The following is a 25,826-nucleotide window of genomic DNA, read 5'->3' on the forward strand; positions in this document are numbered from 1 at the left end:
GGGTGACACCGTGACTCAACCGCTCGTCGTCCTCGACACCCCGACGCTGTACTACCGGGCGTTCCACGCCCTCCCGGATTCGCTCCGCGACCCCGCCGGGATGCCGATCAACGCCGCCCGCGGGATGACCCAGACACTCGCCTCCCTCGTCGAGCTCACCGGCTCCACCCGCATCGTCGCGGCGATGGACGCGGACTGGCGACCGGCGTTCCGCACCGCCGTCGTCCCGGAGTACAAGGCGCAGCGCGTCACCGACGACGCCGCCGGCACGGAGACCCCGCCGGACCTCGCCGTCCAGCTCCCCCTCATCACCGCCCTCCTCGCCGCCGCCGGGATCCCCGTGGCCGAGGTGCCCGGCACCGAGGCCGACGACGTCATCGCCTCGATCGCCGCCGCTGCGCACGAATCCGTCGTCATCGTGTCCTCCGACCGGGATCTCCTCTCCCTCCTCGCCCCGGGCCGCGATCTCGTGGTCATGAGGCCCAAGAAGGCCGGCGTCTGGGACACGCTGCGCATCGCCGACCTGCCCGGGTCCTACGGCGTCGTCGACGGCGCGCAGTACCGGGCGCTCGCCGCGCTGCGCGGCGACCCCTCCGACGGGCTCGTCGGGGTGCCGGGCATCGGGGAGAAGACCGCGGCCGCCCTGCTCTCCGGCTACGGCGACCTGCCGGGGATCTTCGCCGCCGCCGAAGCCGGCGAGCGGGCCCACGGGCTGTCCCCGCGTCGCGCCGCGGCGATCCTCGAGCACCGCGCCGCGGTCGAGGCCAACCACACGGTGATGACATGCCGGGAGGATCTCCCGGTGGCCGGGTTCGTCGAGGCCGCTGGCGGTGATCCGGATCCCGTCGCCCTGCGCGAGCTCGCCGCCCGCCACGGTCTGACGCAGAGCGCCGAGCGCCTGCTCGCCGCGCTCGGTGCCCCGCCGGCAGACGTCGCCCCACCCGCAGGTGTCCCGGCCGCCGCCCATACCGGGGAGCAGTCCGCCGGGGAGGTCTGGACCGAGGCCCCCCTGTGGGGATTCGACCTCGAGACCACGGGGACGGATCCGCACACCGCGCGCATCGTCAGCGCCGCGCTCGTCCGATTCGCGGGCGGCGACCCGGTCGAACGGTTGACCTGGCTCGTCGATCCCGGCGTGGAGATCCCGGCCGCCTCGGTCCGCATCCACGGCATCACCCCCGAGCACGTCCGCGCCCACGGTCGGCCGGTCGCCGAAGCGGTGCCGGAGATCCTCGCGAAGGTCGCCGCCATCCGCGGAGCCGGCGGTATGCTCGTCGGCCACAACGTCGTCTACGACCTCACGATCCTCCAGTACGAGGCCGAGCGCGCCGGTGCCGAGCCCGACGCCCGCGCCGTCTGCCCGCCCGTCATCGACACCTTCGTCCTCGACAAGCGGGCCCAGCAGTTCCGCAGGGGGCCGCGCACGCTCACCGCGGTGTCCCAGAACTGGGGCGTCGAGCTCTCCCAGGCGCACGAGGCCCTCGCCGACGCCGAGGCGGCCGTCCGGATCGCCCTCGCGATCGCCGCGGTCCATCCCGACATCGCCGCCCACTCCCCCGCTGCGCTCCACGCCGCGCAGATCGGGTGGAAGCGCGAACAGGCCGCCTCGTTCCAGGAGTACCTGCGCGGGCGCGGCCGTCCGAATGCCGTCGTCGACCCCTCGTGGCCCTTCGAGCCGCGCCGCGGACCCGCTCCCCGGCCCGGTGTCTGACCGCGCCCCCGACCGCCCGGAGGATGCGCGGGGACACCTCGTCCCCTGCGTACACTGGGACCGACACCCGACCCCTGTGGAGGACATGCGCGATGGGATTCTTCGCCCGACTGCTCAACCGGCCCGGCGCCCAGGCCGACAGGCGCATCGGCTGGCTCAGCAGGAGCCGTCCGGAGATCGAACGACTCGGCGAGGAGTACGCCGAGCTCAGCGACGCGGAGATCACCGTGAAGGCCGGGGAGATCTTCGAGACCGGCGAGCGGCGGACCCAGCTCACCGAGTTCGCCGCGCTGGCCCGCGAGGCCGCCGAGCGCACCCTTGACGAGCGCCCCTACGACGAGCAGATCACCGGCCTCATCGGGCTGCTCGAGGGCTCGATCGTGCAGATGCTCACCGGTGAGGGCAAGACCCTCGTCGGCGCGATGGCCGCCGCCGGCTACGCCCTGCAGGGGCGCCGCGTGCACCTCGTCAGCGTCAACGACTACCTCGCGGTGCGCGATGAGGCCTGGATGAGGCCGCTGTTCGATCTGCTCGGTGTCGAGTCGGCCGCGATCTCCGGCACCCAGACCGAGGAGGAGCGCCGGTCCGCCTACCGCTCCGAGGTCGTCTACGCCTCCGTCACCGAAGTCGGGTTCGATGTGCTGCGGGACCGCTTCGTGCTCGACGACGCGGAGATCCGGGTGCCCGGCCGGGACGTCGTCATCGTCGACGAGGCCGACTCCGTGCTCATCGACGAGGCGCGCGTCCCGCTCGTCCTCGCCGGGTCCACCAGCCACGAGGCGGGGGACGCGGAGATCGCCGCGCTCGTCGCCGGACTCGTGGCCGGCGAGCACTACGAGATCAGCCCCGACCGGAAGGCGGTGTCGCTCACCGACGCCGGGATCGACCGGGTCGAGGAGGAGCTCGACGTCGACCTGTTCGGGGACGACTCGGCGACGCTCGCCGCGGTCAACCTCGCGCTCTACGCCTCCGCGCTCGTCCATCGCGACGTCGACTACCTCGTGGTCGACGGCGCCATCAAGCTCATCTCCGACTCCCGCGGCCGGGTGGCCGAGCTTCAGCGCTGGCCCGACGGGCTGCAGGCCGCCGTCGAGGTCAAGGAGCAGCTGTCGACGACAGACAGCGGCGAGATCCTCGATCAGATGACCGTCGAGGAGCTCATCCACGGCTATGACACGGTGTGCGGCATGACCGGCACCGCGGTCGCCGTGGGCGAGGACCTGCGCGAGTTCTACGGGCTCGAGATCGTGCCGGTCGACCCCCACCTCGAGGTCATCCGCGTCGACGAGCCGGACCGTCTCTACACCTTCCAGGAGTCGAAGGAGCGCGCGATCGTCGACGAGGTCGTCGAGCAGCATGCCGCGGACCGTCCCGTGCTCATCGGCACCCGCTCGGTGGCGGAATCCGAGAGCCTCGCCGAGCGGCTGCGCACCCGCGGGATCGATGCGCAGGTGCTCAACGCGAAGGACGATTCCGCAGAGGCGGAGATCATCGCCGGCGCCGGGCGGGCCGGGGCGGTCACCGTGTCCACCCAGATGGCCGGGCGCGGCACCGACATCCGGCTCGCCGACGAATCCGTCGCCGAATCCGGCGGGCTGCTCGTCATCGGCGCCGGCCGCTACCAGTCCTCCCGCCTCGACGACCAGCTGCGCGGCCGCGCCGGCCGCCAGGGCGACCCGGGCTCCTCGGTGTTCTTCACCAGCCTCGAGGACGAGCTCATGAGCCGCGTGCCGGAGGCCCAGCGGTTCATCGAGGAGGGCGACGAGCACGGCCACATCGCCTCGAAGCGCGCCGCCCAGCTCGTCGAGCACGCCCAGCGCATGGCCGAGGGCGAGAACACCGCGGTCCACCGCGACACCTGGCGCTTCAACGAGCTCATGGCCCAGCAGCGCGAGCTCGTCCTCGAGCGCCGGAAGGCGATCCGGGAGGGCGAGGCGGGGATCTCCGAGGTCCGCGCGGAGCTGCCGGAGCGCGTCGAGGAGCTCGACGAGGCGCACGGGGAGGACACCGTCGACGCCGCGATCCGCGACGTCCTGCTCTTCACCCTCGACAACCGGTGGGTCGAGCACCTCGCGTTCCTCAACGATCTGCGCGAGGGCATCCACCTGCGCACGCTCGCCCGGGAGAAGCCGCACGAGGCATTCAACTCCGAGTCGATCGGCGCGTTCTCCGGGTTCTGGACCGATGTCCTCGAGCGCGCGACCGAGGTCGTGGAGGAGGCGGAGTTCACCGACGCGGGCATCGACCTGCCCGCATACGGGCTCAAGCGGCCGTCCTCGACGTGGACCTACCTGTCGACGGACTCGACCTTCGGCTCCGACATCGAGTCCGTGGTCCGGCGCATCGGTCGCTGACAGCCGCCCCGCGGGGTCTCAATCCGCGACGACCCCACGGCGGATCGCGTCCGCCGCGCGGCGCACGACCACCGCGGTCGCGGGCTCGCAGACGTCGGCGACCTGGCCGAGCAGGTCGAGGGTCTGCTTGGCCCAGCGGACGAAGTCCCCGGCGGCGATGTCGGATCCGGCCAGTGCCGCCGACAGCGACTTCCCCTCGGTCCATCGGAAGATCGGTTCGACGAGGCCGAACTCGGGCTCCGGGGTCACCGGCAGGTCCGCGTCGACCTCGAGCCGGTAGAGGTTCTGCCAGGTGCTCCGCAGCTCGACGAGCGCGTGCTCGAGGCTCGCGGAGGGGATCCGCGGGTTGAAGTACCCCTCGGTGCGCCGGGCCTGGTAGACGAGGCTCGAGGCGAAGGCCGCGGCCTCCGGCTCCGACAGCGGGTCCCACAGCCCGGCGCGCACGCTCAGCGCGGTGAGGAGGTCCCGCTCCCCGTAGATGCGGCGCAGGATTCGGGCGTCGTCGGGGAGGAACCCGAGGGTCGTGAGCACGCGGCGCACCCGGTCGAACACCTGCGCGATCGAGGTCGTGCGCCCTTCGATCTGCTTCGTCAGCGAGGCGGTGTCGCGCTGCAGCTTCGCGGCCCGCTCCGCCCACCGGGCGTGGTGCTCGCGGTCGGGGCAGGAATGGCAGGGGTGGCTGCGGAGCTGTTCGCGGACGAGTGCGATCTCCTCGGACTGGACCCGGGCACCCTTGGCCGGCTGCGCGGCCTCGCTGGGCTGTGCGACACGGCCGTCGGCGATCGCGGCGAGCAGGGAATCGCGCAGCGCGCGGCGCTCCGATGCCTGCCGGTGGTTGAAGCGCTTGGGCATCTTGAGGCGTCCGAGCACCACGGCGGGCTCGGTGATCTCGTGCATCCGCAGGTGCCACACCTTGCCCTGCTCGGTGAGCACGGTCGGCAGCCGCAGCTCGCCGTCCCGGTTGCTCATCGGAGTGATGACGACGGCGGTGCCGTCGATCCGCTTCGAGGGCAGCACGATGACGTCGCCGTGCTTGAGCCGGCCGAGCGACTCGATCGTCTCCCGCTGCTTGATCTTCGTGCGTGAGCGGCTGGCCCGCTTCTCCATCTCCGACAGGGTGCGGCGCAGCTGCACGTACTCCTCGAAGTCCCCGCGCTCGCACTCCATCGACGTCCGGTAGCCTGCGAGCGCCTCCTCGTTGCGGCGCACCCGCCGGGCCAGGCCGACTACGCCCTTGTCCGCCTGGAACTGGGCGAACGAGGTCTCGAGCACCTTCGCGGCGTCGTGCTCGGTCAGCCGGGCGAGCAGGTTCGCCGTCATGTTGTACGTCGGGGTGAATCGGCTCTGCAGCGCGTAAGTGCGCTTCGAGGCGAGCGAGCCGATGTCGGCGAGCTCGGTGCTCGGGTGCCAGACGACGACGGCGTGGCCTTCGACGTCGATCCCGCGCCGTCCGGCGCGCCCGGTCAGCTGGGTGTACTCCCCCGGGGTGATCTGCACATGGGATTCGCCGTTGAACTTCGTGAGCTTCTCGAGCACGACGGTGCGCGCCGGCATGTTGACGCCGAGCGCGAGGGTCTCGGTGGCGAACACCGCGCGCAGGCAGCCGTCGACGAACAGCTCCTCGACGAGCTCCTTGAACTGCGGGATCAGACCCGCGTGGTGTGCTCCGAAGCCGTGGATGAGACCGGTGGAGAAGGTGTGGTAGCCGAGCACGGAGAGGTCCTCGGAGCCGAGCTCGTCGTGGAGCTCCTCGAGGCGGGCCATGATGTGACGCTTCTCCGCCTTGTCGGTGAGGTCGAGGCCGGCGGCGAGGCACTGCTCGACGGCGGCATCGCAGCCATTGCGGGAGAAGATGAAGAAGATCGCCGGGAGCAGGTCGTCCTCGTCGAGCTCGCGGATGAGCGCGGTGCGCGAGGGCCGCTGGAAGCGTGCGTGCATGGGCCGGCGGCGGTCCCGCCGGGAGCCCCGGGAGACGAAGGGCCGCACCGCCAGCTCGAGGTCGCGGTTGACCTGCCCGGGCGCCCCGGCCTGGAACAGCGGGTGGAGGTCGGTGCCGACGGCGACGTGGCTGTACAGCGGCACCGGCCGGTGCTCGCTGACGATGACCTCGGTGTGCCCGCGCACCTCGCGGAGCCAGGCGCCGAACTCCTCGGCGTTGGACACGGTGGCCGACAGGCTGACGAGTGCGACATGGGCGGGCAGGTGGATGATGACCTCCTCCCACACCGGTCCCCGGAACCGGTCGCCGAGGTAGTGGACCTCGTCGAGCACGACGTAGCCGAGGGAGCTGAGGTCGGTGCCGGAGTAGATCATGTTGCGCAGCACCTCGGTCGTCATCACGACGATCTGCGCGTCCCGGTTGATCGAGACGTCGCCGGTGAGCAGTCCGACCCGGTCCGCCCCGTACTCCCGGCTGAGCTCTGCGAACTTCTGGTTGCTCAGCGCCTTGATCGGGGTGGTGTAGAAGACGCGCACGTCCTGCTCGGTGGCGAGCAGCACCGCGAACTGGGCGACGACGGTCTTGCCGGCGCCGGTCGGGGCGGCGACGAGCACGGATCTCCCGTCGGCCAGCGCCCGGCACGCCTGCTCCTGGAACGGGTCGAGTCCGTAGGACAGCGCGGCGGTGAAGCGTCCGAACGGGGTGGCCGCCTCCGCTGCGCGCTTCCGCGATGCGGCGTAGGCCTGAGCAGGCGGGATGCGGTCGTCCATGCCCTCGACTCTACCGCCTCGAGGTGCGCGTCCGCCGCCCTCCGGGCCGCTCGCGGCTCAGTCGTCGAGCTCGGCGGGATCCTCCCAGGTGCCCTCGGCGATCATCCGCGCCTTCCGCCGCCGGTCGCCGAGCCAGCACAGCACCCAGGCGAGGACGAACAGTGCAGTCATGGGGATGACGAGGAAGAACATCGAGATCGCATCGGGGGTCGGGGTGGCGATCGCGGCGAAGGCGAAGATCAGCACGACGACCCAGCGCCACGACTTGCGGATGGTGTCGGCCGACAGCAGCCCGAGCAGGTTGAGGCCCACCATGAGGACCGGCAGCACGAAGGCGATGCCGAACACGACGATGATGAGCATGACGAAGTTGAGGTAGTCCTGCGCCGGGATGATGTTCGTCGCACCCTCGGGGGTGAATGCGGTGAGCGTGCGCACGGCGTTCGGCAGGGCGAACGAGGCGAGTGCGGCGCCGGCGAGGAACAGCGGGATCGCGGCGGCGAGGAAGCCCAGGGAGTAGCGCTTCTCCTTCTTCGTCAGGCCCGGCACGATGAAGGCCCATACCTGGTAGAGCCAGAACGGGGAGGTGAGGAAGAAGCCGATGAAGACCGCGACCTTGACCTTCATGTCGAAGGGGGAGGCGACGCCGGCGAAGTTGACCTCCGCGACGCGGCCGTCCTGCGCGGACACCTCCATCACCGGGGCCTGGAGAAACTGGAGGACCGGATCGTAGAGGAACCAGCCCACGACGGCGCCGAGCCCGAGGGCGATGACGGAGAGGAGGACGCGGTTGCGGAGTTCGACGAGGTGCCCCGCCAGCGGCATCCGCTTCTCGGGGTTGGCCGCACGGGCACGGCCGCCTCCCGGCAGACCGCCGGGACGGGAGATCTTCACCACCGGTCAGGGACGGGGGCGCTGCTCGTCGCCGGGGGTGCGGGTGGAATCGACGGGCTCGGCGGTGCGCTCGGCGGACCGGGTCGGGTCTGCGGGACGTTCGGGGGCGTCGGTGATCTCGTGCCGCTCGGCGGTGCCGCGGTCGTCGTCGTTGCGCAGATCCTTGACCTCGGACTTGAAGATCTTCATCGACTTGCCCAGGTTCTTCGCGATCATCGGGAGCTTGGGCGCGCCGAAGATCAGCAGGATGACGACGAGCAGGATGATGATGTGGATCGGCTCGGGGCGCATGCGGACTCCTCAGGAAGCGGTTTCAGGGATCCAGTCTAGTCCCTGCCGACGTGGGAATCATCCGCGCCCGGAGCGGTGCCGGCGATCGCTGAGATGGCACCGTCGGCGGCCTCGGGAGGGGAGACGGCGAGCACGTGACGCCCGTGCTGGAGCAGGAGGCGGGTGAGCCAGGTGTCGGAGAGCACTCGGAGCGTCATCGTCACGGTGCCGGGGCCGTGCGTGTCGTGGGCGCGGTCGAGCGGATCGAGCTCGTCGGCGAGCCAGGCCGCCGCCGGGGCGAGCGCTAGGGTGACCGCGGTGCCGGATTCATCGGGGCCGGCACCGGCTCCGGAGCCCGCATCGGCCTCGTCCGTCGGCGCGGGCGGGGCGGCGGGTGCTGTCGTCGGGGCAGCGCTGCGGATGTTGTCGACGGCGAAGGACCGCTCCCCGCCGGAGGTGTGGCAGTAGGCGTCCATGTACCACTGCCCGGTGAGCCGCAGGGAGCGCGGGGTGACGGTGCGAGCGGTGAGCTCGTCGCGGGAGGGCACGTAGTAGCGGATGTCCAGGCCGGTGCCGGCGGCCGCGGCGCCGCGGATCTCCGCGGCGAGCTCCCGGTCGAGCTCGGGGACGCCCACGTCGATGCTCGGCCGCTCGTCCTGGAGTCCGGCGGCGGTGCGGATCTTGTCCCGGGTGGAGGCGATCGCGGCCTGGCGGTCCGGATCGAGCGAGGCGAGGTAGTCGAGGGCGACGAGGAGGCTCGTCGACTCATCGCGGGTGAGACGCACGGGCACGGACACCTCGTCGGCGTTGCCGAGGTGGATGCGGCCGTCCTCCCAGCTCGCCTCGATGAGGTCGTCGGGCATGCGGCCGGGCCGGCCGGTGACGAAGAGGAGCTCGAGGTCGTCGACGAGCTCGGCGACGGTGACGCCGAACACCGCGGCGGTCCGGTGAAGATCCGCGCCGGGGTTCTCGATAAGGTAGGGCACGAGCCCGAGCAGGCGGGCGAGGCGCGTCGAGGCGGTCGTCGTCATGCGCGCTCCTCCGTGTCGGGTGCCTCGGTCTCCACGGGTGTGCTCGGTGCCACGGGGGCGTCCTGTGCGGCGGTCAGGGCCGCCAGCGTGGTCCCGCGCATCCGCTCCAGGGCGTCGGCGAGGTCGGCGGGCGAGTCGACCTCGACGGCCCGCCCGAAGCCCACCAGCGTCGCGGCGAGCTCCTCCGGATCGTCGTAGCCGAGTGCGAGGAGGTCCCAGCCGGCATCGTCGGTGCCGGCGGGCGTGCCGGCGCGGCGCAGCGGGTCGCCGCTGCCGGGTCGCAGCCGCAGGTGCGCGGTCGTGCTCGCTCCGGAGGCGTGGACCGGCCGGAACCAGTCGCCGGGCCGGAAGTCCTCCGGCACCGTGTAGTCCCCGTCCTTCCGGCCGTGCACTCGGGAGAGGGTGCCGGAGATGCGGGAGAGCCGGAAGGTCCGGATCTCCTCCTTGTCGAGGTCGCGGCCGAGCAGGTAGACGCGGTCGCCGCGGGTGAGCAGCGCATAGGGCTCGAGCCGCCGCTCCCCGGCGACGCCGCCGGGCTTGCGGTAGGAGAAGCGCACGGCGCGCCGGGCGTTCACCGCGGACAGCGCCGCGGCGAAGGTCTCGGTGCCGAACCGCATCCGGGCAGGCAGCGGGTCCGTGCTCTCGGCGAGGTCGATGCCGAGACCCCGGAGCTTGTGGAGCGCCCGCCCGCTCGCCTCGCCGAGCGCCGAGTCCTGCCAGAAGCGGCTCGCGACGGAGAGCACCGCGGCTTCCTGCGGGGTGAGGTCGATCTCGGGCAGCTCGTAGTCGTCGGAGGTGATCCGGTAACCGTAGCCGTTGCGTCCGGTGAACTCGTCGTCCCAGGTCGCGGTGCTGATCTCGATCCCGAGGTCGCGGAGCAGGCGCTTGTCACGGGAGAAGGCGCGGTCGAAGGCGGCGTCGCTGAGGCCGGCGTACTCGTCCATGCACGCCTTGAGGGAATCGCGGTCGATCCACCCGGAGGCGGCGCGCAGCGCGATGAGCAGGTTGAGGATCCGCTCGGTCTGCTCGCGCACGCGGCTGTCGGCATCGTTCACGCCCACCACGCTACAGGCACGCACCGGGTACGGTGGGCATATGATCCACTGGCGTCGTGCGCATGTCGTGTCCGTGAGCAGCGATCGGCCCGGGGTGAGGGAGGTCCGCGCGGCCCTCACCGAACCCCTCCCGGGCGCTGACGGCAGCCCGGGGGCAACCGGTGCCGGAGAGGTCCGCGCAGTGGCCTACACCGGGCTCGTCGGCACCCCGGAGCCCGGCGACACCGTGATCCTCAACGTCTCCGCCCTCGCCCGCGGGCTCGGCACCGGCGGATTCGCGCTCGTCGTCGCCCTGCCCGAGGCGCTCCCCGCGGACCCGCCTCCGGCTCCGGGGCACCTCGTCAAGGACCGCTACTCCCCCACCCAGACGATGGTGCTCGGGGTCGACGACCAGGAGTCCGAGCACCATGCGACGCTCGCCCGGGCGACGGGCATCGACGGGATGCCGGTGCTCGTCGCCGACCTCCACTCGGCGCTGCCCGCGATCCTCGCCGGGATCCGGGCGGAGGACCCGGAGCTGCGGGTCGCCTATGCGATGACCGACGGGGCGGCGCTCCCGCTGCCGTTCTCCCAGGCGGTCGCAGGGCTGCAGGAGGCCGGCTGGCTCGCCGACACGCTGAGCGTCGGCCAGGCGTGGGGCGGGGACCACGAGGCCGTCACCGTCCACTCCGCCCTGCTCGCGGCCCGCCACGTCGCCGGCGCGGACATCACGATCGTCAGCCAGGGCCCGGGCAACCTCGGGACCGGGACCCCGTTCGGGTTCTCCGGCATGGTCGTCGGCGACCACCTCGACGCCGCCGCGCTGCTCGGCGGGCTGCCCGTGGCGGTGGCCCGGATGTCGAACGCCGATGCCCGCGGGCGCCATTTCGGGATCTCCCATCACACGCTCACCGCAGTCGGCCGGGGCGCTCGACCGGGCTGCACGGTGCCGCTGCCCGGCCTCGCCACCCTGCCGGACTCCGTGGCGGCCGCGTGCGACCCCGACCCGCGGATCGTCGCCGAGGCGCTCGCCTCCCAGCGCGCCGAACTCACCGCCCACACGCTCGTCGACGTCGAGCTCGACGGGCTGTTCGAAGCGCTCGAGGGCTCCCCCGTCCGGCTGTCGACGATGGGCCGCGGTCTCACCGCGGATGCCGCCTCGTTCCTCTCCGCCGCGGCCGCCGGGCGCTGGGCGGCCCGCGCGCTCGCCGGATGACAGCGGCGCCGTCGCCTGCCCGGAGGGGGCGGACGACGGCGCCGTGCGCGGTCTCGGCTCAGTGCCGCTGCGAGCGCGGTGTCAGCGCACGTTCTCGAGGTCGCACACGAAGATCAGGCTCTCCCCGGGGGCGATGACGCCGCCGGCGCCGTGGTCGCCGTAGGCGAGGTGCGGCGGGATCCGCAGGGTGCGTCGACCGCCGACCTTCATCCCCTGCACGCCCTGGTCCCAGCCGGCGATGACCATGCCGACGCCGAGCCGGAACTCGAGCGGGGCGCCGCGGTTGTACGAGGAGTCGAACTCCTCACCGGTCGAGTGGGCGACGCCGACGTAGTGGACGGCGACGGTGTCGCCGGCCTTCGCCTCGGCACCGGTGCCGATCTCGTCGTCGACGATCTCGAGCTCGGTGGGCGGCTGGTCGCCGGGGAAATCGATCTCGGGCTTGCTCTTGGCCATGTCTGCTGTCCTTCCGGGACGGGAGATGGTGGATGGGTGCGGCGGCTGCCGGTCAGCCGACGGCCGACAGGATGTCGATGACGAACACGAGGGTGGCGTCGCCGGGGATGGACGGCGGGGAGCCCTGCGCCCCGTAGCCCTTCTCCGGCGGGATCACGACGAGGATCTGGGAACCGACCTTCTGCCCGATGAGCGCCTCGTTCCAGCCGTCGATGACGGGGGCCGCGCCCACGCCTTCGACGGCGAAGGGCTCGCCGCGGTCCCAGCTCGAGTCGAAGGTTTGCGAGGCGTCGTCCCACAGCCAGCCGGAGTAGTGGACGCTCACGGTCTGGCCCTCGGAGACCTCCGCGCCCTCCCCCAGGATCGTCGGCTCGACGACGAGCTCGGCTGGGGCGTCGCCCTCGGGCTGGGTGATGCTCGGGACGCCGGCGTCGTCGGTGGACACCTCGGGCAGGCCCTCGGCGGGCTCCTGCGGCTCACCGGAGGCGCGTTCGAGCGGTTCCGGGATCTCCTCGGCGCTCACCAGGTCGACGACGTAGATCAGGGTCTCGGCAGGCTGCCCGGACTGCGGGCTGCCGTTGAGGCTCAGCAGCACGCGGGAGCCGACCGGCACGTCGACGAGCGCGTCGAACAGCGCCTGGTTGATCTGCGCGGTGTCCATCGGGAAGCCCGACGGCGATTCGGCCTGATAGCTCGACTCGATGACCTCACCGCTCGTCCCGGACACCATCGTCATGTTCGCCGTGACCTGCTGTCCCTCGGCGACCGGTTCGCCGTCGCCCTCGGAGAGCACGGTGTGCGCGGACTCCTCGATGACGAGCGGGGTTTCGAAGGACACCGTCGGCTCGGCGTCGGGCTCGCCCTCGACGGTGACGCCGTCGAGCGAGGTGGTCTTGGCCTCGGCGGTGGAGACCGCCTGGGTCTCGCCGGCCGGATCCGATCCCGAGTCGCCGCAGCCGGCGAGGGCCAGCACGGCGATGCTCAGGGCACTGATGAGAGTGGTGCGCACGAAGGCGTCCTTTCCACGAGGGGCAGGGCAGGGCGAAGAGCCCCCACGATCCTAGCGGCTCACACTGAGTGCTCGCCCGGAGCCTCCCCCAGCCCCGCGATGAGTGCGTCGGCGGAGTCGTTCGATGCCGCGAACGGGTCCTTGAGGACGACGGCGCGCTGGAGCTGGTCGTTGAGCCGCAGATGCACCCAGTCGACGGTGAAGTCGCGGCAGGCCGCGTGCGCCGCGCGCACGAACCGGCCGCGGATCGCCGCGCGCGTCGTGGCCGGCGGGGCGTCGACGGCGGCGCGCACCGTGTCCTCGGGGACCACACGGGCGGCGAGCCCCGCGGCCTCGAGGCGGGCGAGCATGCCGGACCCCGGGGTGAGGTCGTGGAAGGCGAAGTCGAGGCGCGCGATCCGCGGGTCGGCGAGCCCGGCCTCGGAGCGCTGCAGGTAGCGCTGCACGAGGCCGCGCTTGATGACCCAGTCGATCTCCGTGTCGACGCCGGTGAAGTCCCCGCTCTCCACGGCGGCGAGGATCCGCGTCCACAGGTCGATGACCCGCGCGGCGGACGCGTCGGAGCCGAGGCTGTGGTCGCCGGCGGCCACGAGCGCGCGGGCCCGCTCGAGGTAGATCGAGAGCAGCTCGAGCACGGTGAGGCGCTCCCCCGACACGAGCTCGAGGACGTGTCGGCCGGTGAGGTCGCGGGCGACGTGCCGGATGTCGCGGATCGGGTTGCGGAGGCTGAGGTCGCGGATCGGGGCGCCGGACTCGATGAGGTCGAGGACGAGCGCGGCGGAGCCGACCTTGAGCTCCGTCGTCGTCTGCGTCATCGAGGAGTCGCCGACGATGACGTGGAGACGGCGGTACTTCTCCGCGTCGGCATGGGGCTCGTCGCGGGCGTTGATGATCGGCCGGGAGCGGGTGGTGGCCGAGGACACGCCCTCCCACATGACGTCGGAGCGGGCCGACAGCCCGTAGACGAGGTCCCTGCCCGGATCGGTGGGAGCGGTGTGCGGGCTGTGCGGGGCGGCGCGGTTGGAGTCGGCCGGCCGGAGGTCGGTGGCGACCGCACGCGGGATCACCGCCCCGGCGCCGACCATGAGCTGCCGGGTGACGAGGAAGGGCAGGAGCACCGAGGTGAGGTGGGTGAAGTCCATCGAGCGGCGCACGAGGAGGTTCTCGTGGCTGCCGTAGGAGTTCCCTGCGGAGTCGGTGTTGTTCTTCACCAGGTGGGCGGTGCCGTCCACCCCGTCGGCGGCCATCGCGGCCTGGGCGCGGGCGAGGAGATCGACCATGATCGCGTCCCCGGCGGCGTCCTGCGCGAGGAGATCGGGCAGCACGTCGCACTCGGCGGTCGCGTACTCCGGGTGGGAGCCGACGTCGAGGTAGAGGCGGGCGCCGTTGGGGAGGAACACGTTGGAGGACCGGCCCCACTCGACGACCGGTCGGAACAGGTAGCGGGCGATCTCCTCGGGCCCGAGGCGCCTCCCCTCGCCCTGGGTGAACGCGATGCCGTACTCGGTCTCGAGGCCGAAGATCCGCTTCACTGTGCGTCCTCCGCCGGTGGCTGCGTGCTCCCCGGCTGCGCGTCGGTGCCCGGCTGCGCGTCGGTGCCCGCGGCGAGGGCGAGCAGCTCGGCCATCGCGGTGTCGTCGAGGCGGCGGAAGGTGCGGTGGCTGCCGGTCGTCCGGTCGAGGACGGCGGCCTCGATGCTCGTGACGGGGATCGGCGCCCCGTCGGCGGGCGACAGGGCGCGCACGCCGAGCGCGAACACCGCGGGCAGCGGCCGGTCGGCGGTGTGGACGCCGGAGAGCTGGGTGGAGATCGCGTCGGCCTGGCCGCCGATCGCCACGTGCTCGTTCTCGTCGGCCACGGAGCCGTCGTAGGACAGCCGGTAGAGGCGGTCCCCGGCGGCGGTGACGCCGAGCTCGGCGACGACGATCTCGACCTCGAAGGGCTTCGACTCGGTGGTGAAGACGCCGGCGAGGGTCTGCGCGTAGGCGTTGGTGAGGCCGCGCGCGGTGACATCGGCCCGGTCGTAGGAATAGCCGCGGAGGTCGGCGTAGCGCACCCCGGCCTGCCGCAGGGTCTCGAACTCGTTGTACTTGCCGACGGCCGCGAAGCCGATCCGATCGTAGATCTCGGCGATCTTGTGGAGCGTCGAGGACGGGTTCTCGGCGATGAGGACGATGCCCTCGTCGTAGCGGAGCACGACGACCGAGCGGCCGCGCGCGATCCCCTTCCGGGCGAATTCCGCCCGGTCCTTCATCAGCTGCTCGGGTGAGACGTAGAACGGCTGGCTCATGCGCGCTCTCCTTCCGCGCGGGTGGCCACCACGGCGGTGGCGATGTCGAGGACCTCCGACTGCGGCACCTGCCGGGTGCCCGCGGCGTCGACGAGGTGGACGACGGGGGCGACCTGGCGCATGAAGTCCGGTCCCCCGGTGGCGGAGTCGTCGTCGGCGGCGTCGATGAGCGCCTCGACGGCGACCCGGATCGCCGCCGGCGAGTCGAGATCGGGGCTCCACAGCTTCTTCAGCGCCCCCCGGGCGAACCCGGAGCCGGATCCGATCGAGTGGAAGTTGACCTCTTCGTACTTCCCGCCGGTGACGTCGAAGCTGAAGATCCGCCCGTGGTCGGCGCCGGGCTCCACGCCGGCGAACAGCGGCACCACCGCGAGGCCCTGCATCGCGAGGCCGAGGTTGGCGCGCAGCATCGAGGCGAGCCGGTTGGCCTTGCCGACGAGCGAGAGCGGGGTGCCCTCGATCTTCTCGTAGTGCTCGAGCTCGAGCTGGAACAGCCGGATGAGCTCGAGGGCGAGCCCGGCGGTGCCGGCGATGCCGATGACGGAGGTCGAATCCGCGGCGTGGACCTTCTCGATGGTGTGGCTGGCGATGACGTTGCCGATCGTCGCGCGCCGGTCGCCGGCCATGAGCACCCCGGTGGCGGTCTTGAACGACACGATCGTCGTGCCCTCGGGCACCTGCGGGGCGGGGAGCTGCGCACCGCTCTCGCCGAACGGCAGCACCTCGGGGGCGGTCGCCCGGGCGAAGGCGATGAACGAGTTGGTCGTCGAGCTCAGGTAGGCGGGGTCGAAGCCGGGAGTCACTGGCCGCCCTTCTGGACGAAGTTGCGGACGAACTCCTCGGCGTTCGACTCCAGCACGCTGTCGATGTCGTCGAGGATCGAGTCGACCGCCTCGGTATTCACCTGGGTCTGCGCCTGCGCGGCGACGGGTGCGTCGACCGGCTCGACGTCGTCCTTGCGGGTGGTGCGGATCTGCTCCTGGCCGCTGCTCATCTCATACCTCGCTGCTGTCTCGGTGGGCTGTTCCCCCGAGTCTAGTGACTCCGAGGGCGGCGAGCAGCGCCGCCGGCGACTCCGCCTCCTCGATCGCGGCCCCGACGAGCGCGCGCGTGCCCTTGAGCGGGTAGCGCAGCGGCAGGCGGACGAGCGCCTCGCCGCCGGTCGACAGGATGAGCGAGTCCCAGCTCGCGGACACGAGCTCGGCGGTGAAGCGTGCCACCACGCGGCCGCGGAGCCAGGCGCGGGTGTCCTCCGGCGGCGTGTCGAGGGCGGCGGCGACCTCCTCGGCGGTGGTGAGGCGGGTGATCCGGCCGGCCGATTCGAGCCGGTGGAACAGCCCCTTCGACGGCCGGACGTCGTGGTACTGGACGTCGATGAGGGCGAGCTTCGGGTGGTCCCAGGGCAGGTTCTCCCGCGTCCGGTACTGCTCGAGCATCGCGAGCTTCGCGACCCAGTCGATGCTGTCGGAGAGTTCGAAGGGGTCGCGGGCGAGCGCGTCGAGGAACCGCTCCCACTCCGCGAGGACCTCGGCGGTGTCCGGATCCGGGTCCGGCCCGGCGGCGGTCCGCGCGGCATCGAGGTAGATCCGCTGGATCTCGAGCGCGGTGAGGGCCGAGCCGTCGGCCAGGGGCAGGCGGGTGGACAGGGTGAGGTCGTGGGACACCGTCCACAGCGAGTCGAGCGGGTCGGCGAGCTCGAGGTGCGGCACCGCGCCGGACTCGATGAGGCCGAGGACGAGCGAGGTGGTCCCGAAGCGCACGAGGGTCGCGGGCTCCGCGAGGGTGGCGTCGCCGAGGATGACGTGGAGGCGCCGGTAGAGGGTGGGGTCGGCATGGGGCTCGTCGCGGGTGTTGACGATGGGGCGGCGCAGCGTGGTCTCGAGTCCGACCTCGGCCTCGAAGAAGTCCGCGCGGGAGGAGATCTGGTAGCCGGGCGTGTCGCCGTGCACGCCGATCCCCACGCGGCCCGCGCCGCAGAGGATCTGGCGGGTGACGAAGAACGGGGTGATGCCGGTGACGATGTCGTCGAAGGGCACGGCGCGATCGACGAGGTAGTTCTCGTGGGCGCCGTAGGAGGAGCCCTTGGAGTCGGTGTTGTTCTTGTAGAGGTTGACCGGCTCGGGCCCGGCGGCCAGCGATTCGACGGCCGCGAGCGCGACGAGGTCCCCGGCGCGGTCCCAGCGCACGACGTCGCGCGGTGTCAGGGTCTCCGGGGAGGAGTACTCCGGGTGGGCGTGGTCGACGTAGAGGCGCGCCCCGTTGGGGAGGATGACATTGGCGAGGTACTGCGCCTCGGGCTCGGCCTGCGGCAGGTGGGTGAGCTGCGAGGAGTGGGCGTCGGCGACGTTCATGAGGAAGCCGCGGGCATCGGCGAGCGGCGATTCGGTCTCGAAGTCCCAGAAGCTCTGGCTCGACTTGAGCCCGCGCGGTCCCGCGTAGGCGTCGACGACGCGCGCGGAGTCCCGCATCGGGTTGGCGTGCGGGTTGCCGGGCTGGGAGATCCCGAACTCGGTCTCCGCCCCCATGATCCTCTCGACCCTGAGCATGTCGTCATCTCCTCTCCTCGGATCCGGCGTGCGGGTGCGGCCGGTGCCTGTCCGCTCCCCACTCTAGGACGTGCGCGCACCCCCGCGCCCATTACACTGCTCGTGTGGCCGCGAAGAAGAAATCACACCTGCTCATCGCCCTCGTCGTCGACCTCGTGCTCGTGGTGCTGTTCACCATCGTCGGCTACTACACGCACGCGCAGAACCTCGACGTCGACGGGATCATCGGCACCGCCTGGCCGTTCGTGCTCGGGCTGCTCGCCGCCTGGCTGCTCAACGCCGTGTGGGCGGCGCCGCTGGCGCCGCTGCGCACCGGGGTGGGCGTGTGGGCGACGACGGTGCTCCTCGGACTCGTCGTGCGCGCGCTCACCGGTGAGGGCACGGCCGGGCCGTTCGTCGTCGTCGCCGCCTCGCTCAACCTCGTCACGCTCGTCGGCTGGCGGCTCATCGCCACCGCCGTCGCCGGACGCTCCGGGCGCTGAGGCCCGGGCTCCGGACGCGGTGGCCCGGCCTCACACGAGGCCGGAGTCGCCCTCGACGGTGACGACGTCTCCGCCGCCGGGCGGCGTCGTGCCCAGCGGCGCACCGGAGAACTCGTGCTGGACCATCCGCAGGTGGGTGATGCGCTCACCCTTCTTCCCGCTGATCCGCGCCCACTCGTCCGGGTTCGTCGTATTCGGCAGGTCCTCGTGCTCGGAGAACTCCTCGCCGATCGCACGCTCGAAGTGCTCCCAGGTCAGGCCGCGCTCCCCGTCGGCGAGCAGGGACTTGATCGCATGCTTCTTGGCACGGTCGACGACGTTGGAGATCATCGCCCCGGAGGCGAAGTCCGCGAAGTGGAGCAGCTCCTTCTGGCCTGTCGCGTAGGTGACCTCGACGAAGGCGTTGCGCGCGGTGCGCGCGTACATCCGCTCGACGCACGCGGTGATGAGCTGCTCGACCGCCTGGGCGCGCGAGCCCCCGGCGGACTCGAGGACGCTGGCGTGGAGCGGCAGATCGGCGGTGAGGTACTTCGAGAAGATGTCGGCGGCGGCCTGCTCGTCGGGCCGCTCGATCCGGATCTTGACGTCGAGCCGGCCGGGCCGCAGGATCGCCGGATCGATGAGGTCCTCACGGTTCGACGCACCGATGACGATGACGTTGTCGAGCCGCTCGACGCCGTCGATCTCGCTCAGCAGCTGGGGCACGATCGTCGTCTCCACGTCGGAGGACTTGCCGGTGCCGCGGGTGCGGAACAGCGACTCCATCTCGTCGAAGAACACGACGACGGGCGAACCGGCGGTCGCCTTCTCCCGGGCGCGGGAGAAGATCAGACGGAGCTGACGCTCGGTCTCGCCGACGTACTTGTCGAGCAGCTCCGGGCCCTTGATGTTGAGGAAGTAGGACCGGGTCCCCTCCCCCGCGCGGCGCTGGGCCAGCGAGTTCGCCACAGCCTTCGCGATGAGCGTCTTGCCGCAGCCGGGCGGGCCGTAGAGGAGGATGCCCTTGGGCGGCTTGAGCCCGTGCTCGGTGTAGAGGTCGGGGTGCTCGAAGGGCAGTTCGACGGCGTCCTGGATCATGTCGATCTGGTCCTCGAGGCCGCCGATGTCGTTGTAGGAGATGTCCGGCACGGTCTCGAGCAGGAGTGACGCCACCTCGGGCTTCTCGACCTTCTCGAGTGCGAAGTGGGTGCGGGTGTCGACGAGCACCGCGTCGCCCGGGCGCACGCCCTCGGAGCGCAGCGGTCCGGACAGGCGGTGGATCTGCTCGTCGTCGCCCGGCGCCCCGATGAGGATCCGTCCGTCGGGCAGCACCTCGCGCACCGGCACGACGGTGCCGGCGTCGGCGAAGCCCACCGCTTCGAGGGCGACGAGGCCCTCGGACAGCCGGACGTCGGCGCCGGGGACGAGGGTGGAGACGTCGAGGTCGGGGGTGATCGCGACGCGCATCCGACGGCCGGAGACGAGCACGTCGAGCGCGCGGGTGTCCGCGGGGCCGTCGACGACGGCGAGCACCGTGCCGAAGGAGTTCGGCGGCTCGGACAGGCGCTCGGCCTCGGTGCGGATCCGCACGAGCTCCTCCCGCGCCGTCTTGAGGGTGCGGGACAGGGCGTCGTTGCGCTTCGAGGCGTTGAACAGCTGCTGGCGCAGCTGGGCGGCGTCCTTGCGCACCGCGCTGAGCTCGGCGGTCCGGTGGTCCTCCGTCATGTGTCCTCCTCCGGTGTGCGGTCGATGCTGGGGGTGCCGGCGCCCGGGGCGGCCCCGGGTGGCCGGGTGCGCTCGGCGATGCGGCTGCGGGAGCCGGCCTCGCGCATGACGCGGCGCAGCTTCTTGCCGGTCGCCTCGCGGGTGCCGATCGCCTGGGCGGTGATCTCGCCGTCCTCCCAGGCCGCCCGGTCCTCCGCGCTCGGCTCGCTGCCCTGCGGGCGGCGGCGGCGCTCGAGCGGACTCGTGCCGGCGGACAGGCGGCGGGCGAACAGGAGGAAACCGGTGTGGGCGATCATCCGGTGCTCGGGGCGCACCGCGAGGCCCTCGAGGTGCCAGTCGCGGAGCATCGATTCCATCGCGCGGGGCTCGGTCCAGTCCCCGGACTCGCGGAGCGCCTCCGCGGTGCGGGAGAGCTGCGGGACGGTGGCGACGTAGCAGGCGAGCACGCCCCCGGGGGCCAGCGCGGCGGTGACCGCGGGCAGGCACTCCCAGGGGGCGAGCATGTCGAGGACGACGCGGTCGACGGTGCCGGGTGCGAACTGCGCGGGCAGCTCCTCGGCGAGGTCGCCGATGGTGAGCCGCCACGCGGGGTGCGGGCCGTCGTAGAAGTCCTCGATGTTGCCCGCGGCGATCTGCGCGAACTCCCCGCGGCGCTCGAAGGAGTGGACGCGCCCGGCGTCCCCGACGGCGCGCAGGAGGGAGAGGGTGAGGGCGCCGGAGCCGACCCCGGCCTCGACGACGGTGGCCCCGGGGAAGACGTCGCCGAGGGTGACGATGAGGGCGGCGTCCTTGGGATAGACGACGGCGGCACCGCGCGGCATCGACATCACGAAGTCCTCGAGCAGCGGGCGGAGCACCTGGTAGGGCACGCCGCCGGTGGTGTGGACGATCGTGCCTTCGGCGCCGCCGATGAGCTCGTCGTGGTCGATGGAGCCCTTGTGGGTGTGGAACTGCCGACCCGGCTCGAGCGCGATCGTGTGCAGGCGGCCCTTGGGGTCGGTGAGCTGCACCTTGTCGCCGATGCGCAGCGGGCCGCGGCGGGCGGCCGCGCCGGTCGACGCGGGGTCGGTGCGGACGGGGCCGCTGGGGTCATCGGTGGAAGTCATCGGCTCCACTCTAGTCGTCCGCCCGGCACGGGCGCGCGGGCGGGTCGAGGACCGGACACCCCGGCGGATCAGTCCGCGAGGAGCTCGTCGAAGAACTCCTGGAGATCGATCACCCCGGTGAGCGTGCTGCCGTCCATGACGAGGCAGAACTCGGCCTTGGGCCGGTGGGTGAGCGATTCGAGGAGGTGGGGCGCGGTGATGTCGCGGGGCACCCCGATCCACGCGCCGAAGGGCCTCACGAAGTCCCTGACCTGGGCGGGCGGACCGGGCGCGGCGATGACCTGCGAGGCCGCGTGCCGATCGAGCAGACCGAACGGCAGCCCGGTCTCGTCGAGGACCACGATGAGCGGGACCGGGCGCGCGGCACCGGGTCCCGAACCGGTGAGGGCACGGTCGGCGAAGGCCAGCGTCTGCTCGACGTCGGCGTCCCCGGTCGCCGCGATCGCCGGCTGGATCACACGGGAGAGGTCGTAGGTCTCCATCCGCCGGGCGCGCTTGGCGTGGGTGGCGGCGTCCCCGGCGGAGACCCAGAGCATGATCGCGATCGCACTCATCCACAGCACGGTGACGAGGTCGGGGCGGCGCCCGGCGAGCAGCGGGGTGAGCAGCGACCAGGCGACGAAAGCCACGGCGATGAGGCGGCCGACCCAGCTCGCGACGATGGTGCCGCGGTACTGGCTGCGGGTGGCGCGCCAGAGGAGCGCCTGGAGCGCCCAGCCGCCGTCGAGCGGGATGCCGGGCAGCAGGTTGATGACGCCGAGGGCGAGGTTGGCGAAGGTCAGCGCCATGAGGAGCAGCCAGGGCACCGACCAGACCTCGGTGAACTGCACCGCTCCCCAGCCGATCCCGGCGAGCACGAGGTTGACCACGGGGCCGACGATGGAGATGACGAAGCTCGTCGTCGCCGCGCGGACGGAGTCCTCCTCGATCCGCGGCTCGAAGCGGGTGAGGCCGCCCCACACGTTGAGCTCGATCGCCGCGACCCGCTGCCCGGATGCGCGACCGGCCACCGCGTGGGCGAGCTCGTGGAGGAACACCGAGCCGAACAGGAGCACGGCGTAGGCGAAGGCGACCAGCCACGTGCCCCAGCCGAGGTCGGGGCGGACGGAGGCGAGCCACGGCCGGAACAGCACGGTGATGACGACGGCGGCGAGGAACCACGACCAGGCGAGCAGCACCGGTGCGCCGAGGACGCGCCCGAGGTGCAGGCCGCGCGACGCTCCGGGCGCGCGACGCGCTGAGGTGGTGTCCGACATGGGGTCCATCCTAACGGGCGTGAGGCCGGTGCCGGGTGCCGTGTCCGCACCCCTCGGTAGAGTGCAGGCATGGTCGAACTCGCAGCACTCTCCCCGTCCCGGGCGAACGATTTCGTGCAGTGCCCCCTCAAGTTCCGGTTCCGCACCGTCGACCGGCTGCCGGAGCCGCCTTCGCCGGCCGCGTTCAAGGGCACCCTCGTCCACGCGGTCCTCGAGCAGCTCTTCGATGCACCGGCCGCCGAGCGCACGCTCGACACCGCGGCCGGTCTGCTGCCCGGCCGGTACGCCGCACTCGCGGCGAAGGACCCGGAGGTCGCCGCGATGTACCCGGACGAGCAGGCCGTCGACGTCCTGTTCCGGGAGAGCACCGAGCTGCTGCGGGCGTACTTCGGGCTCGAACTGCCCGACCGGCTCGAACCGGCGGAGCGGGAGCGGTTCGTCTCCGTCACCCTCGACAGCGGACTCGTGCTGCGCGGCTTCATCGACCGGGTCGACGTCGCCCCGGGCGGGCAGGTGCGGCTCGTCGACTACAAGACCGGCAAGCAGCCCAAGCCGCAGTACGGGCGCGAGGCGGAGTTCCAGATGCGCTTCTACGCACTCCTGCGGCATCGCATGGACGGGGTCCTCGTCCACACCCTGCAGCTCATGTACCTCGGCAGCCGCTCGATCAAGAGCTTCCACCCGACGCTCGCCGACGTCGAGCGCACCGAGGCGGAGGTGCTCGGCATCTGGGACGACATCACCGCCAGCGCCCGCTCGGGCCGGTGGCGGGCACGGAAGTCGCCGCTGTGCGGGTGGTGCCACTTCAAGCCGCTGTGCCCGGCCTGGGGCAACACCCCGCCGGAGCCCCCGCCGATCACCGCGATCGCAGGGACGGACCTGCTGAGCTGATCCGGGTCGCGGGGGCTCAGATGCGCCCGGAGCGCATCCTCCCGGCGATCTCCCGCAGCTCGACCGGGCCGATCCCGGAGAGCCCGGGCAGGAGCACCCGTCCCGGGGCCTCCGGGATGGGGACGAGGTGGGGGACGCCGAGCGCGAGCGTGCCGGCGGCCTCTGCGCTCGTCAGCCCGGGGATCGAGTCCTCGAGCGCGACACAGTCCTCCGGAGCCAGGCCGAGCGCCTCGGCGCCGAGCACGTAGGGGGCGGGATCGGGCTTGCCGGCGGGCACCTCGTCGCCGGTGACGAGTGCGCGGAAGCTGCCCGGCGGGCAGGCCGCGACGACGGCCTCGGCGAGCCGCCGGTACGACATCGTGACGAGCGCGCACGGGATGTCGGCGGCATGGAGCGCGTCGAGGAGCTCGCGGGCCCCGGGGCGGAACGGCACGTGCTCGGCCACCTGCTCGATCACCGCGTCGAGGAGGATCTCGACGATCTCCTCCGGCGGCAGCGGCAGGCCGTGGTCGACGAGGATCCGGGCCGAGGTCAGCAGGTCGTTGCCGACCATGAGGAGGCCCTTCTCCTCGTCCCAGTTCAGGCCGTGGGCGTGCATGAGGTCGGTCTCCGCCCTCATCCAGTACGGTTCGGTGTCGACGAGGGTCCCGTCCATGTCCCAGAGGACCGCAGCGAAGGTGTCCATATGCGCACCAGCGTAATCTGGATCCATGAGTTTTCTGCCATCCGGCCCGGGCCGGCTCGTCGTCATCGCCTTCGAGGGCTGGAACGACGCCGGGGAGGCCGCCGTCGACACCGCGCGCCACCTCGTCGCGGTCTGGGGACTCCAGGGGCGCACCCTGTTCTCCGGCGACGACTACTTCGACATGACATTCATCCGCCCCGTGCTCACCCGCGATGCCGACGGCCCGCACATCGAGTGGCCCGGCTGCACCACCCACACCGGCACGGTGCCGGGCACCGGTCTGGAGATCGAGGTGATCATCGGCACCGAGCCGTCCTATCGCTGGCAGGAGTACATCGGCCGGGTCCGGGAACGGCTGACCGAGGGCGACCGGGTGGTGCTCCTCGGTTCGCTCCTCGCCGACGTCACGCACACGCGGCCGCTGCCGGTGTCGACGACCGCGGAGGATCCCGAGCTGGCCGCCGAGCCGGAGATCGAGCGCAGCGAGTACACCGGGCCCGTCGGGATCCTCGGAGTGCTCGCGACGACGCTCGCGGAAGCGGGCCTGCCGACCGTCTCGCAGTGGGTCGCGGTGCCGGCGTACGCCGCCTCGAGCCCATCGCCCAAGGCGGTCCTCGCGATGCTCGGCGCGTTCGAGGACCTCACCGGGCTCGTCGTCGACCAGCACGAGCTCGTCGACGAGGCCCGGGCGTGGGAGACCGGCACGGACGCGCTCGTCGACAGCGACGAGGACCTCGCCGAGCACGTCGCCCGGATCGAGGGGATGACAGACGCCACCGAGCTCCCCCAGGCCTCGGGCGAGGCGATCGCGCGGGAGTTCGAGCGCTACCTCGACCGGCGTCGGCGCGAGGACTGAGCAGAACCCGCGCCGGCGGGCCGGGCAGGGCTCAGAGGACGACGCCGAGCAGGGCGTCGATCGCGTCCCGGATGCGCGCGGTGTCCTCGTCGGCCGGTCCGCTGCCCGCGGCGGCGGCCCAGTCGTCGACGACGGACAGCGCTGCCGGGCAGTCGAGGTCGTCGGTGAGCTCCTGGCGGAGGTTGGCGATGACCTCGGCCGCGGGGATCCCGGAGGCGCGGCCGGCGGCCTCCCGCCATGCCTCGAGGCGACGGGCGGCCCCGGCGAGGTGCGCGTCCTCGTACATCCAATCGCTGCGGTAGTGGTGGGCGAGGAGCACGAGCCGGATCGCCATCGGGTCCACGCCCTCGGCCCGCAGCGCGGACACGAACACGAGGTTGCCCTTCGACTTGCTCATCTTCTCGCCGTCGAGCCCCACCATGCCGGTGTGCATGTACGTGCGCGCGAGCTCCGTGCCGGTGAGCGCCGAGGCGTGGGCGGCACCCATCTCGTGGTGCGGGAAGATCAGGTCGCTGCCGCCGCCCTGCACGCTGAGCGGCAGGCCGACGTACTCCTCGGCGATGACGGCGCACTCGATGTGCCAGCCGGGTCGACCCGGTCCCAGGTCGCCGCCGTCCCAGCTCGGCTCGCCGTCGCGCCGGGCGCGCCACAGGAGTGCATCGAGCGGATCCTCCTTGCCCGGCGTGTCCGGGTCGCCACCGCGCTCGGCGAAGAGTTCGAGCATGGTGGGGCGGTCGTAGCCGGAGATCGTGCCGAAGGGCGGCTGGACCGCGGTCGCGATCCGGTAGTAGACGTCGCCGCTGTCGAGCTGGTAGGCCGCGCCGGAGTCGAGCAGCCGCTGCACGGCCGCGGCGATCCGGTCGACGGATTCGACGGCTCCGATGTAGGAGTCCGGCGGGATCACCCGCAGCGCCTCCATGTCGGCGAAGTAGAGCTCGGTCTGCTCGCGGGCGAGCTCCTGCCAGTCCACCCCGGTCGCTGTGGCGCGCTCGAGGAGCGGATCGTCGACGTCGGTGGTGTTCTGCACGTAGTTCACGGCGATCCCGGCGTCGCGCCACACTCGCACGAGCACGTCGAAGGCGACGTAGGTCGCGGCGTGTCCGAGGTGCGTCGCATCGTACGGGGTGATCCCGCAGACGTAGAGGCGGGCCTCGGCCTGCTTCCGGGGCGAGGACACGGGGCCGCGGGCCGAGGTGCAGAAGACCACGGGGGCGTCGCCGACGGTGCCGATCTCAGGGATTGCGGGTGCTGACCAGGTTTTCACCACTCAACCATAGACAGCCCGGTCGAGACCGGGCAAAGCCGGGTGCGCGCAGAGCGCCGCGC

The 25,826-nt window shown here is 72.2% G+C and carries 23 protein-coding genes; 6 read left to right on the forward strand and 17 right to left on the reverse strand.

Annotated elements, in window-relative coordinates; genetic code table 11:
* Positions 1 to 10: 10 nt before the first annotated feature.
* Both AB0I45_RS06845 and secA2 read left to right on the forward strand, forming a co-directional pair.
* Positions 11 to 1,711 (forward strand): exonuclease domain-containing protein, encoded by a 1,701-nt coding sequence (locus tag AB0I45_RS06845; RefSeq protein WP_295687291.1) that lies wholly within the window; start codon positions 11 to 13, stop codon positions 1,709 to 1,711.
* Between the two features lie 92 nt (positions 1,712 to 1,803).
* Positions 1,804 to 4,065, forward strand: a complete 2,262-nt coding sequence (gene secA2, locus AB0I45_RS06850) for an accessory Sec system translocase SecA2 (RefSeq protein ID WP_345031006.1) — start codon at positions 1,804 to 1,806, stop codon at positions 4,063 to 4,065.
* Positions 4,066 to 4,083: 18 nt separating this feature from the next.
* Here secA2 and AB0I45_RS06855 read toward each other — a convergent pair whose 3' ends face one another.
* Genes AB0I45_RS06855 through AB0I45_RS06875 form a run of 5 tightly spaced genes read right to left on the reverse strand, consistent with a single transcriptional unit; the run spans position 4,084 to position 10,024 of the window.
* A complete protein-coding gene (locus AB0I45_RS06855; protein WP_247424596.1) occupies positions 4,084 to 6,774 on the reverse strand; it encodes a DEAD/DEAH box helicase in 2,691 nt (896 codons plus the stop codon).
* Positions 6,775 to 6,831: 57 nt separating this feature from the next.
* Positions 6,832 to 7,668, reverse strand: a complete 837-nt coding sequence (gene tatC, locus AB0I45_RS06860) for a twin-arginine translocase subunit TatC (protein WP_265809336.1) — start codon at positions 7,666 to 7,668, stop codon at positions 6,832 to 6,834.
* 6 nt (positions 7,669 to 7,674) lie between these two features.
* Positions 7,675 to 7,959 (reverse strand): Sec-independent protein translocase subunit TatA, encoded by a 285-nt coding sequence (gene tatA / locus AB0I45_RS06865; RefSeq protein WP_247424599.1) that lies wholly within the window; start codon positions 7,957 to 7,959, stop codon positions 7,675 to 7,677.
* A gap of 35 nt (positions 7,960 to 7,994) precedes the next feature.
* Positions 7,995 to 8,969 carry a WYL domain-containing protein gene (locus AB0I45_RS06870; RefSeq protein WP_247424601.1) on the reverse strand — a complete coding sequence of 325 codons (975 nt, stop codon included), beginning with the start codon at positions 8,967 to 8,969 and terminating at the stop codon, positions 7,995 to 7,997.
* The gene (locus tag AB0I45_RS06875) at positions 8,966 to 10,024 is read right to left on the reverse strand and encodes a WYL domain-containing protein (RefSeq protein WP_247424603.1); all 1,059 of its coding nucleotides are present in this window, start codon (positions 10,022 to 10,024) and stop codon (positions 8,966 to 8,968) included. The genes AB0I45_RS06870 and AB0I45_RS06875 overlap by 4 nt, the downstream gene beginning before the upstream one ends.
* A gap of 40 nt (positions 10,025 to 10,064) precedes the next feature.
* Here AB0I45_RS06875 and AB0I45_RS06880 point away from each other — a divergent pair, with 40 nt between their 5' ends.
* Positions 10,065 to 11,219, forward strand: a complete 1,155-nt coding sequence (locus AB0I45_RS06880) for a DUF3866 family protein (RefSeq protein WP_345031011.1) — start codon at positions 10,065 to 10,067, stop codon at positions 11,217 to 11,219.
* An 81-nt stretch (positions 11,220 to 11,300) separates the two neighbouring features.
* Here AB0I45_RS06880 and AB0I45_RS06885 read toward each other — a convergent pair whose 3' ends face one another.
* From AB0I45_RS06885 to dop, 7 genes are read right to left on the reverse strand one after another with little or no spacing between them, the layout of a single operon-like run.
* Positions 11,301 to 11,675: an FKBP-type peptidyl-prolyl cis-trans isomerase gene (locus AB0I45_RS06885; RefSeq protein WP_247424609.1), complete on the reverse strand. Its 375-nt coding sequence runs from the start codon at positions 11,673 to 11,675 to the stop codon at positions 11,301 to 11,303.
* Between the two features lie 52 nt (positions 11,676 to 11,727).
* Positions 11,728 to 12,684, reverse strand: a complete 957-nt coding sequence (locus AB0I45_RS06890) for an FKBP-type peptidyl-prolyl cis-trans isomerase (RefSeq protein ID WP_247424612.1) — start codon at positions 12,682 to 12,684, stop codon at positions 11,728 to 11,730.
* A gap of 59 nt (positions 12,685 to 12,743) precedes the next feature.
* Entirely contained in the window at positions 12,744 to 14,216 is a 1,473-nt protein-coding gene (gene pafA / locus AB0I45_RS06895) for a Pup--protein ligase (protein ID WP_295687282.1), read from the reverse strand.
* Positions 14,213 to 14,974, reverse strand: coding sequence for a proteasome subunit alpha (gene prcA / locus AB0I45_RS06900; RefSeq protein ID WP_137319691.1), 762 nt, complete (start codon positions 14,972 to 14,974; stop codon positions 14,213 to 14,215). The genes pafA and prcA overlap by 4 nt, the downstream gene beginning before the upstream one ends.
* Positions 14,971 to 15,777: a proteasome subunit beta gene (prcB, locus tag AB0I45_RS06905; RefSeq protein WP_137319692.1), complete on the reverse strand. Its 807-nt coding sequence runs from the start codon at positions 15,775 to 15,777 to the stop codon at positions 14,971 to 14,973. Before prcB ends, prcA begins: the two co-directional genes overlap by 4 nt.
* Positions 15,774 to 15,968 (reverse strand): ubiquitin-like protein Pup, encoded by a 195-nt coding sequence (locus AB0I45_RS06910; protein ID WP_137319693.1) that lies wholly within the window; start codon positions 15,966 to 15,968, stop codon positions 15,774 to 15,776. Before AB0I45_RS06910 ends, prcB begins: the two co-directional genes overlap by 4 nt.
* A gap of 1 nt (position 15,969) precedes the next feature.
* The gene (dop, locus tag AB0I45_RS06915) at positions 15,970 to 17,520 is read right to left on the reverse strand and encodes a depupylase/deamidase Dop (protein WP_345031016.1); all 1,551 of its coding nucleotides are present in this window, start codon (positions 17,518 to 17,520) and stop codon (positions 15,970 to 15,972) included.
* A gap of 104 nt (positions 17,521 to 17,624) precedes the next feature.
* On the opposite strand from dop, the gene AB0I45_RS06920 reads away from it, so the two are divergent.
* Positions 17,625 to 18,002: a DUF3054 domain-containing protein gene (locus AB0I45_RS06920; RefSeq protein WP_137319695.1), complete on the forward strand. Its 378-nt coding sequence runs from the start codon at positions 17,625 to 17,627 to the stop codon at positions 18,000 to 18,002.
* Positions 18,003 to 18,032: 30 nt separating this feature from the next.
* Here the strand turns inward: AB0I45_RS06920 and arc are convergent, their stop codons facing one another.
* The 3 genes from arc to AB0I45_RS06935 all read right to left on the reverse strand — a co-directional run bounded on the left by arc (position 18,033) and on the right by AB0I45_RS06935 (position 22,068).
* Positions 18,033 to 19,706: a proteasome ATPase gene (gene arc / locus AB0I45_RS06925; protein WP_137319696.1), complete on the reverse strand. Its 1,674-nt coding sequence runs from the start codon at positions 19,704 to 19,706 to the stop codon at positions 18,033 to 18,035.
* Positions 19,703 to 20,812, reverse strand: coding sequence for a tRNA (adenine-N1)-methyltransferase (locus AB0I45_RS06930; RefSeq protein WP_345031019.1), 1,110 nt, complete (start codon positions 20,810 to 20,812; stop codon positions 19,703 to 19,705). Before AB0I45_RS06930 ends, arc begins: the two co-directional genes overlap by 4 nt.
* A 68-nt stretch (positions 20,813 to 20,880) precedes the next feature.
* On the reverse strand, positions 20,881 to 22,068 hold the full coding sequence (locus AB0I45_RS06935; RefSeq protein ID WP_345031021.1) for a site-2 protease family protein: 1,188 nt from the start codon (positions 22,066 to 22,068) through the stop codon (positions 20,881 to 20,883).
* A gap of 69 nt (positions 22,069 to 22,137) precedes the next feature.
* On the opposite strand from AB0I45_RS06935, the gene AB0I45_RS06940 reads away from it, so the two are divergent.
* Positions 22,138 to 22,959: a PD-(D/E)XK nuclease family protein gene (locus AB0I45_RS06940; protein WP_265809340.1), complete on the forward strand. Its 822-nt coding sequence runs from the start codon at positions 22,138 to 22,140 to the stop codon at positions 22,957 to 22,959.
* A 16-nt stretch (positions 22,960 to 22,975) separates the two neighbouring features.
* Here AB0I45_RS06940 and AB0I45_RS06945 read toward each other — a convergent pair whose 3' ends face one another.
* Positions 22,976 to 23,644, reverse strand: coding sequence for an HAD family phosphatase (locus AB0I45_RS06945; RefSeq protein WP_295687267.1), 669 nt, complete (start codon positions 23,642 to 23,644; stop codon positions 22,976 to 22,978).
* Between the two features lie 25 nt (positions 23,645 to 23,669).
* Between AB0I45_RS06945 and AB0I45_RS06950 the strand changes: the two genes are divergently transcribed.
* Positions 23,670 to 24,500, forward strand: a complete 831-nt coding sequence (locus AB0I45_RS06950) for a PAC2 family protein (RefSeq protein ID WP_137319701.1) — start codon at positions 23,670 to 23,672, stop codon at positions 24,498 to 24,500.
* A gap of 31 nt (positions 24,501 to 24,531) precedes the next feature.
* Here the strand turns inward: AB0I45_RS06950 and mshC are convergent, their stop codons facing one another.
* The gene (gene mshC, locus AB0I45_RS06955; RefSeq protein ID WP_345031030.1) at positions 24,532 to 25,764 is read right to left on the reverse strand and encodes a cysteine--1-D-myo-inosityl 2-amino-2-deoxy-alpha-D-glucopyranoside ligase; all 1,233 of its coding nucleotides are present in this window, start codon (positions 25,762 to 25,764) and stop codon (positions 24,532 to 24,534) included.
* Positions 25,765 to 25,826: the final 62 nt, after the last annotated feature.

It is taken from the genome of Brevibacterium sp. NPDC049920, assembly GCF_040656435.1.
Taxonomy (GTDB): Bacteria; Actinomycetota; Actinomycetes; order Actinomycetales; family Brevibacteriaceae; genus Brevibacterium; species Brevibacterium pityocampae.

Bases quoted from the DNA above. Each gene is read 5' to 3' on its own strand.
- arc (WP_137319696.1), bottom strand. From the start codon at position 19,706: ATGACGGAGGACCACCGGACCGCCGAGCTCAGCGCGGTGCGCAAGGAC.
- tatA (WP_247424599.1), bottom strand. From the start codon at position 7,959: ATGCGCCCCGAGCCGATCCACATCATCATCCTGCTCGTCGTCATCCTG.
- dop (WP_345031016.1), bottom strand. From the start codon at position 17,520: ATGCTCAGGGTCGAGAGGATCATGGGGGCGGAGACCGAGTTCGGGATC.
- AB0I45_RS06880 (WP_345031011.1), top strand. From the start codon at position 10,065: ATGATCCACTGGCGTCGTGCGCATGTCGTGTCCGTGAGCAGCGATCGG.
- secA2 (WP_345031006.1), top strand. From the start codon at position 1,804: ATGGGATTCTTCGCCCGACTGCTCAACCGGCCCGGCGCCCAGGCCGAC.
- AB0I45_RS06885 (WP_247424609.1), bottom strand. From the start codon at position 11,675: ATGGCCAAGAGCAAGCCCGAGATCGATTTCCCCGGCGACCAGCCGCCC.
- AB0I45_RS06930 (WP_345031019.1), bottom strand. From the start codon at position 20,812: ATGACTTCCACCGATGACCCCAGCGGCCCCGTCCGCACCGACCCCGCG.
- AB0I45_RS06945 (WP_295687267.1), bottom strand. From the start codon at position 23,644: ATGGACACCTTCGCTGCGGTCCTCTGGGACATGGACGGGACCCTCGTC.
- prcA (WP_137319691.1), bottom strand. From the start codon at position 14,974: ATGAGCCAGCCGTTCTACGTCTCACCCGAGCAGCTGATGAAGGACCGG.
- AB0I45_RS06855 (WP_247424596.1), bottom strand. From the start codon at position 6,774: ATGGACGACCGCATCCCGCCTGCTCAGGCCTACGCCGCATCGCGGAAG.
- AB0I45_RS06910 (WP_137319693.1), bottom strand. From the start codon at position 15,968: ATGAGCAGCGGCCAGGAGCAGATCCGCACCACCCGCAAGGACGACGTC.
- AB0I45_RS06940 (WP_265809340.1), top strand. From the start codon at position 22,138: ATGGTCGAACTCGCAGCACTCTCCCCGTCCCGGGCGAACGATTTCGTG.
- AB0I45_RS06950 (WP_137319701.1), top strand. From the start codon at position 23,670: ATGAGTTTTCTGCCATCCGGCCCGGGCCGGCTCGTCGTCATCGCCTTC.
- AB0I45_RS06935 (WP_345031021.1), bottom strand. From the start codon at position 22,068: ATGTCGGACACCACCTCAGCGCGTCGCGCGCCCGGAGCGTCGCGCGGC.
- AB0I45_RS06870 (WP_247424601.1), bottom strand. From the start codon at position 8,969: ATGACGACGACCGCCTCGACGCGCCTCGCCCGCCTGCTCGGGCTCGTG.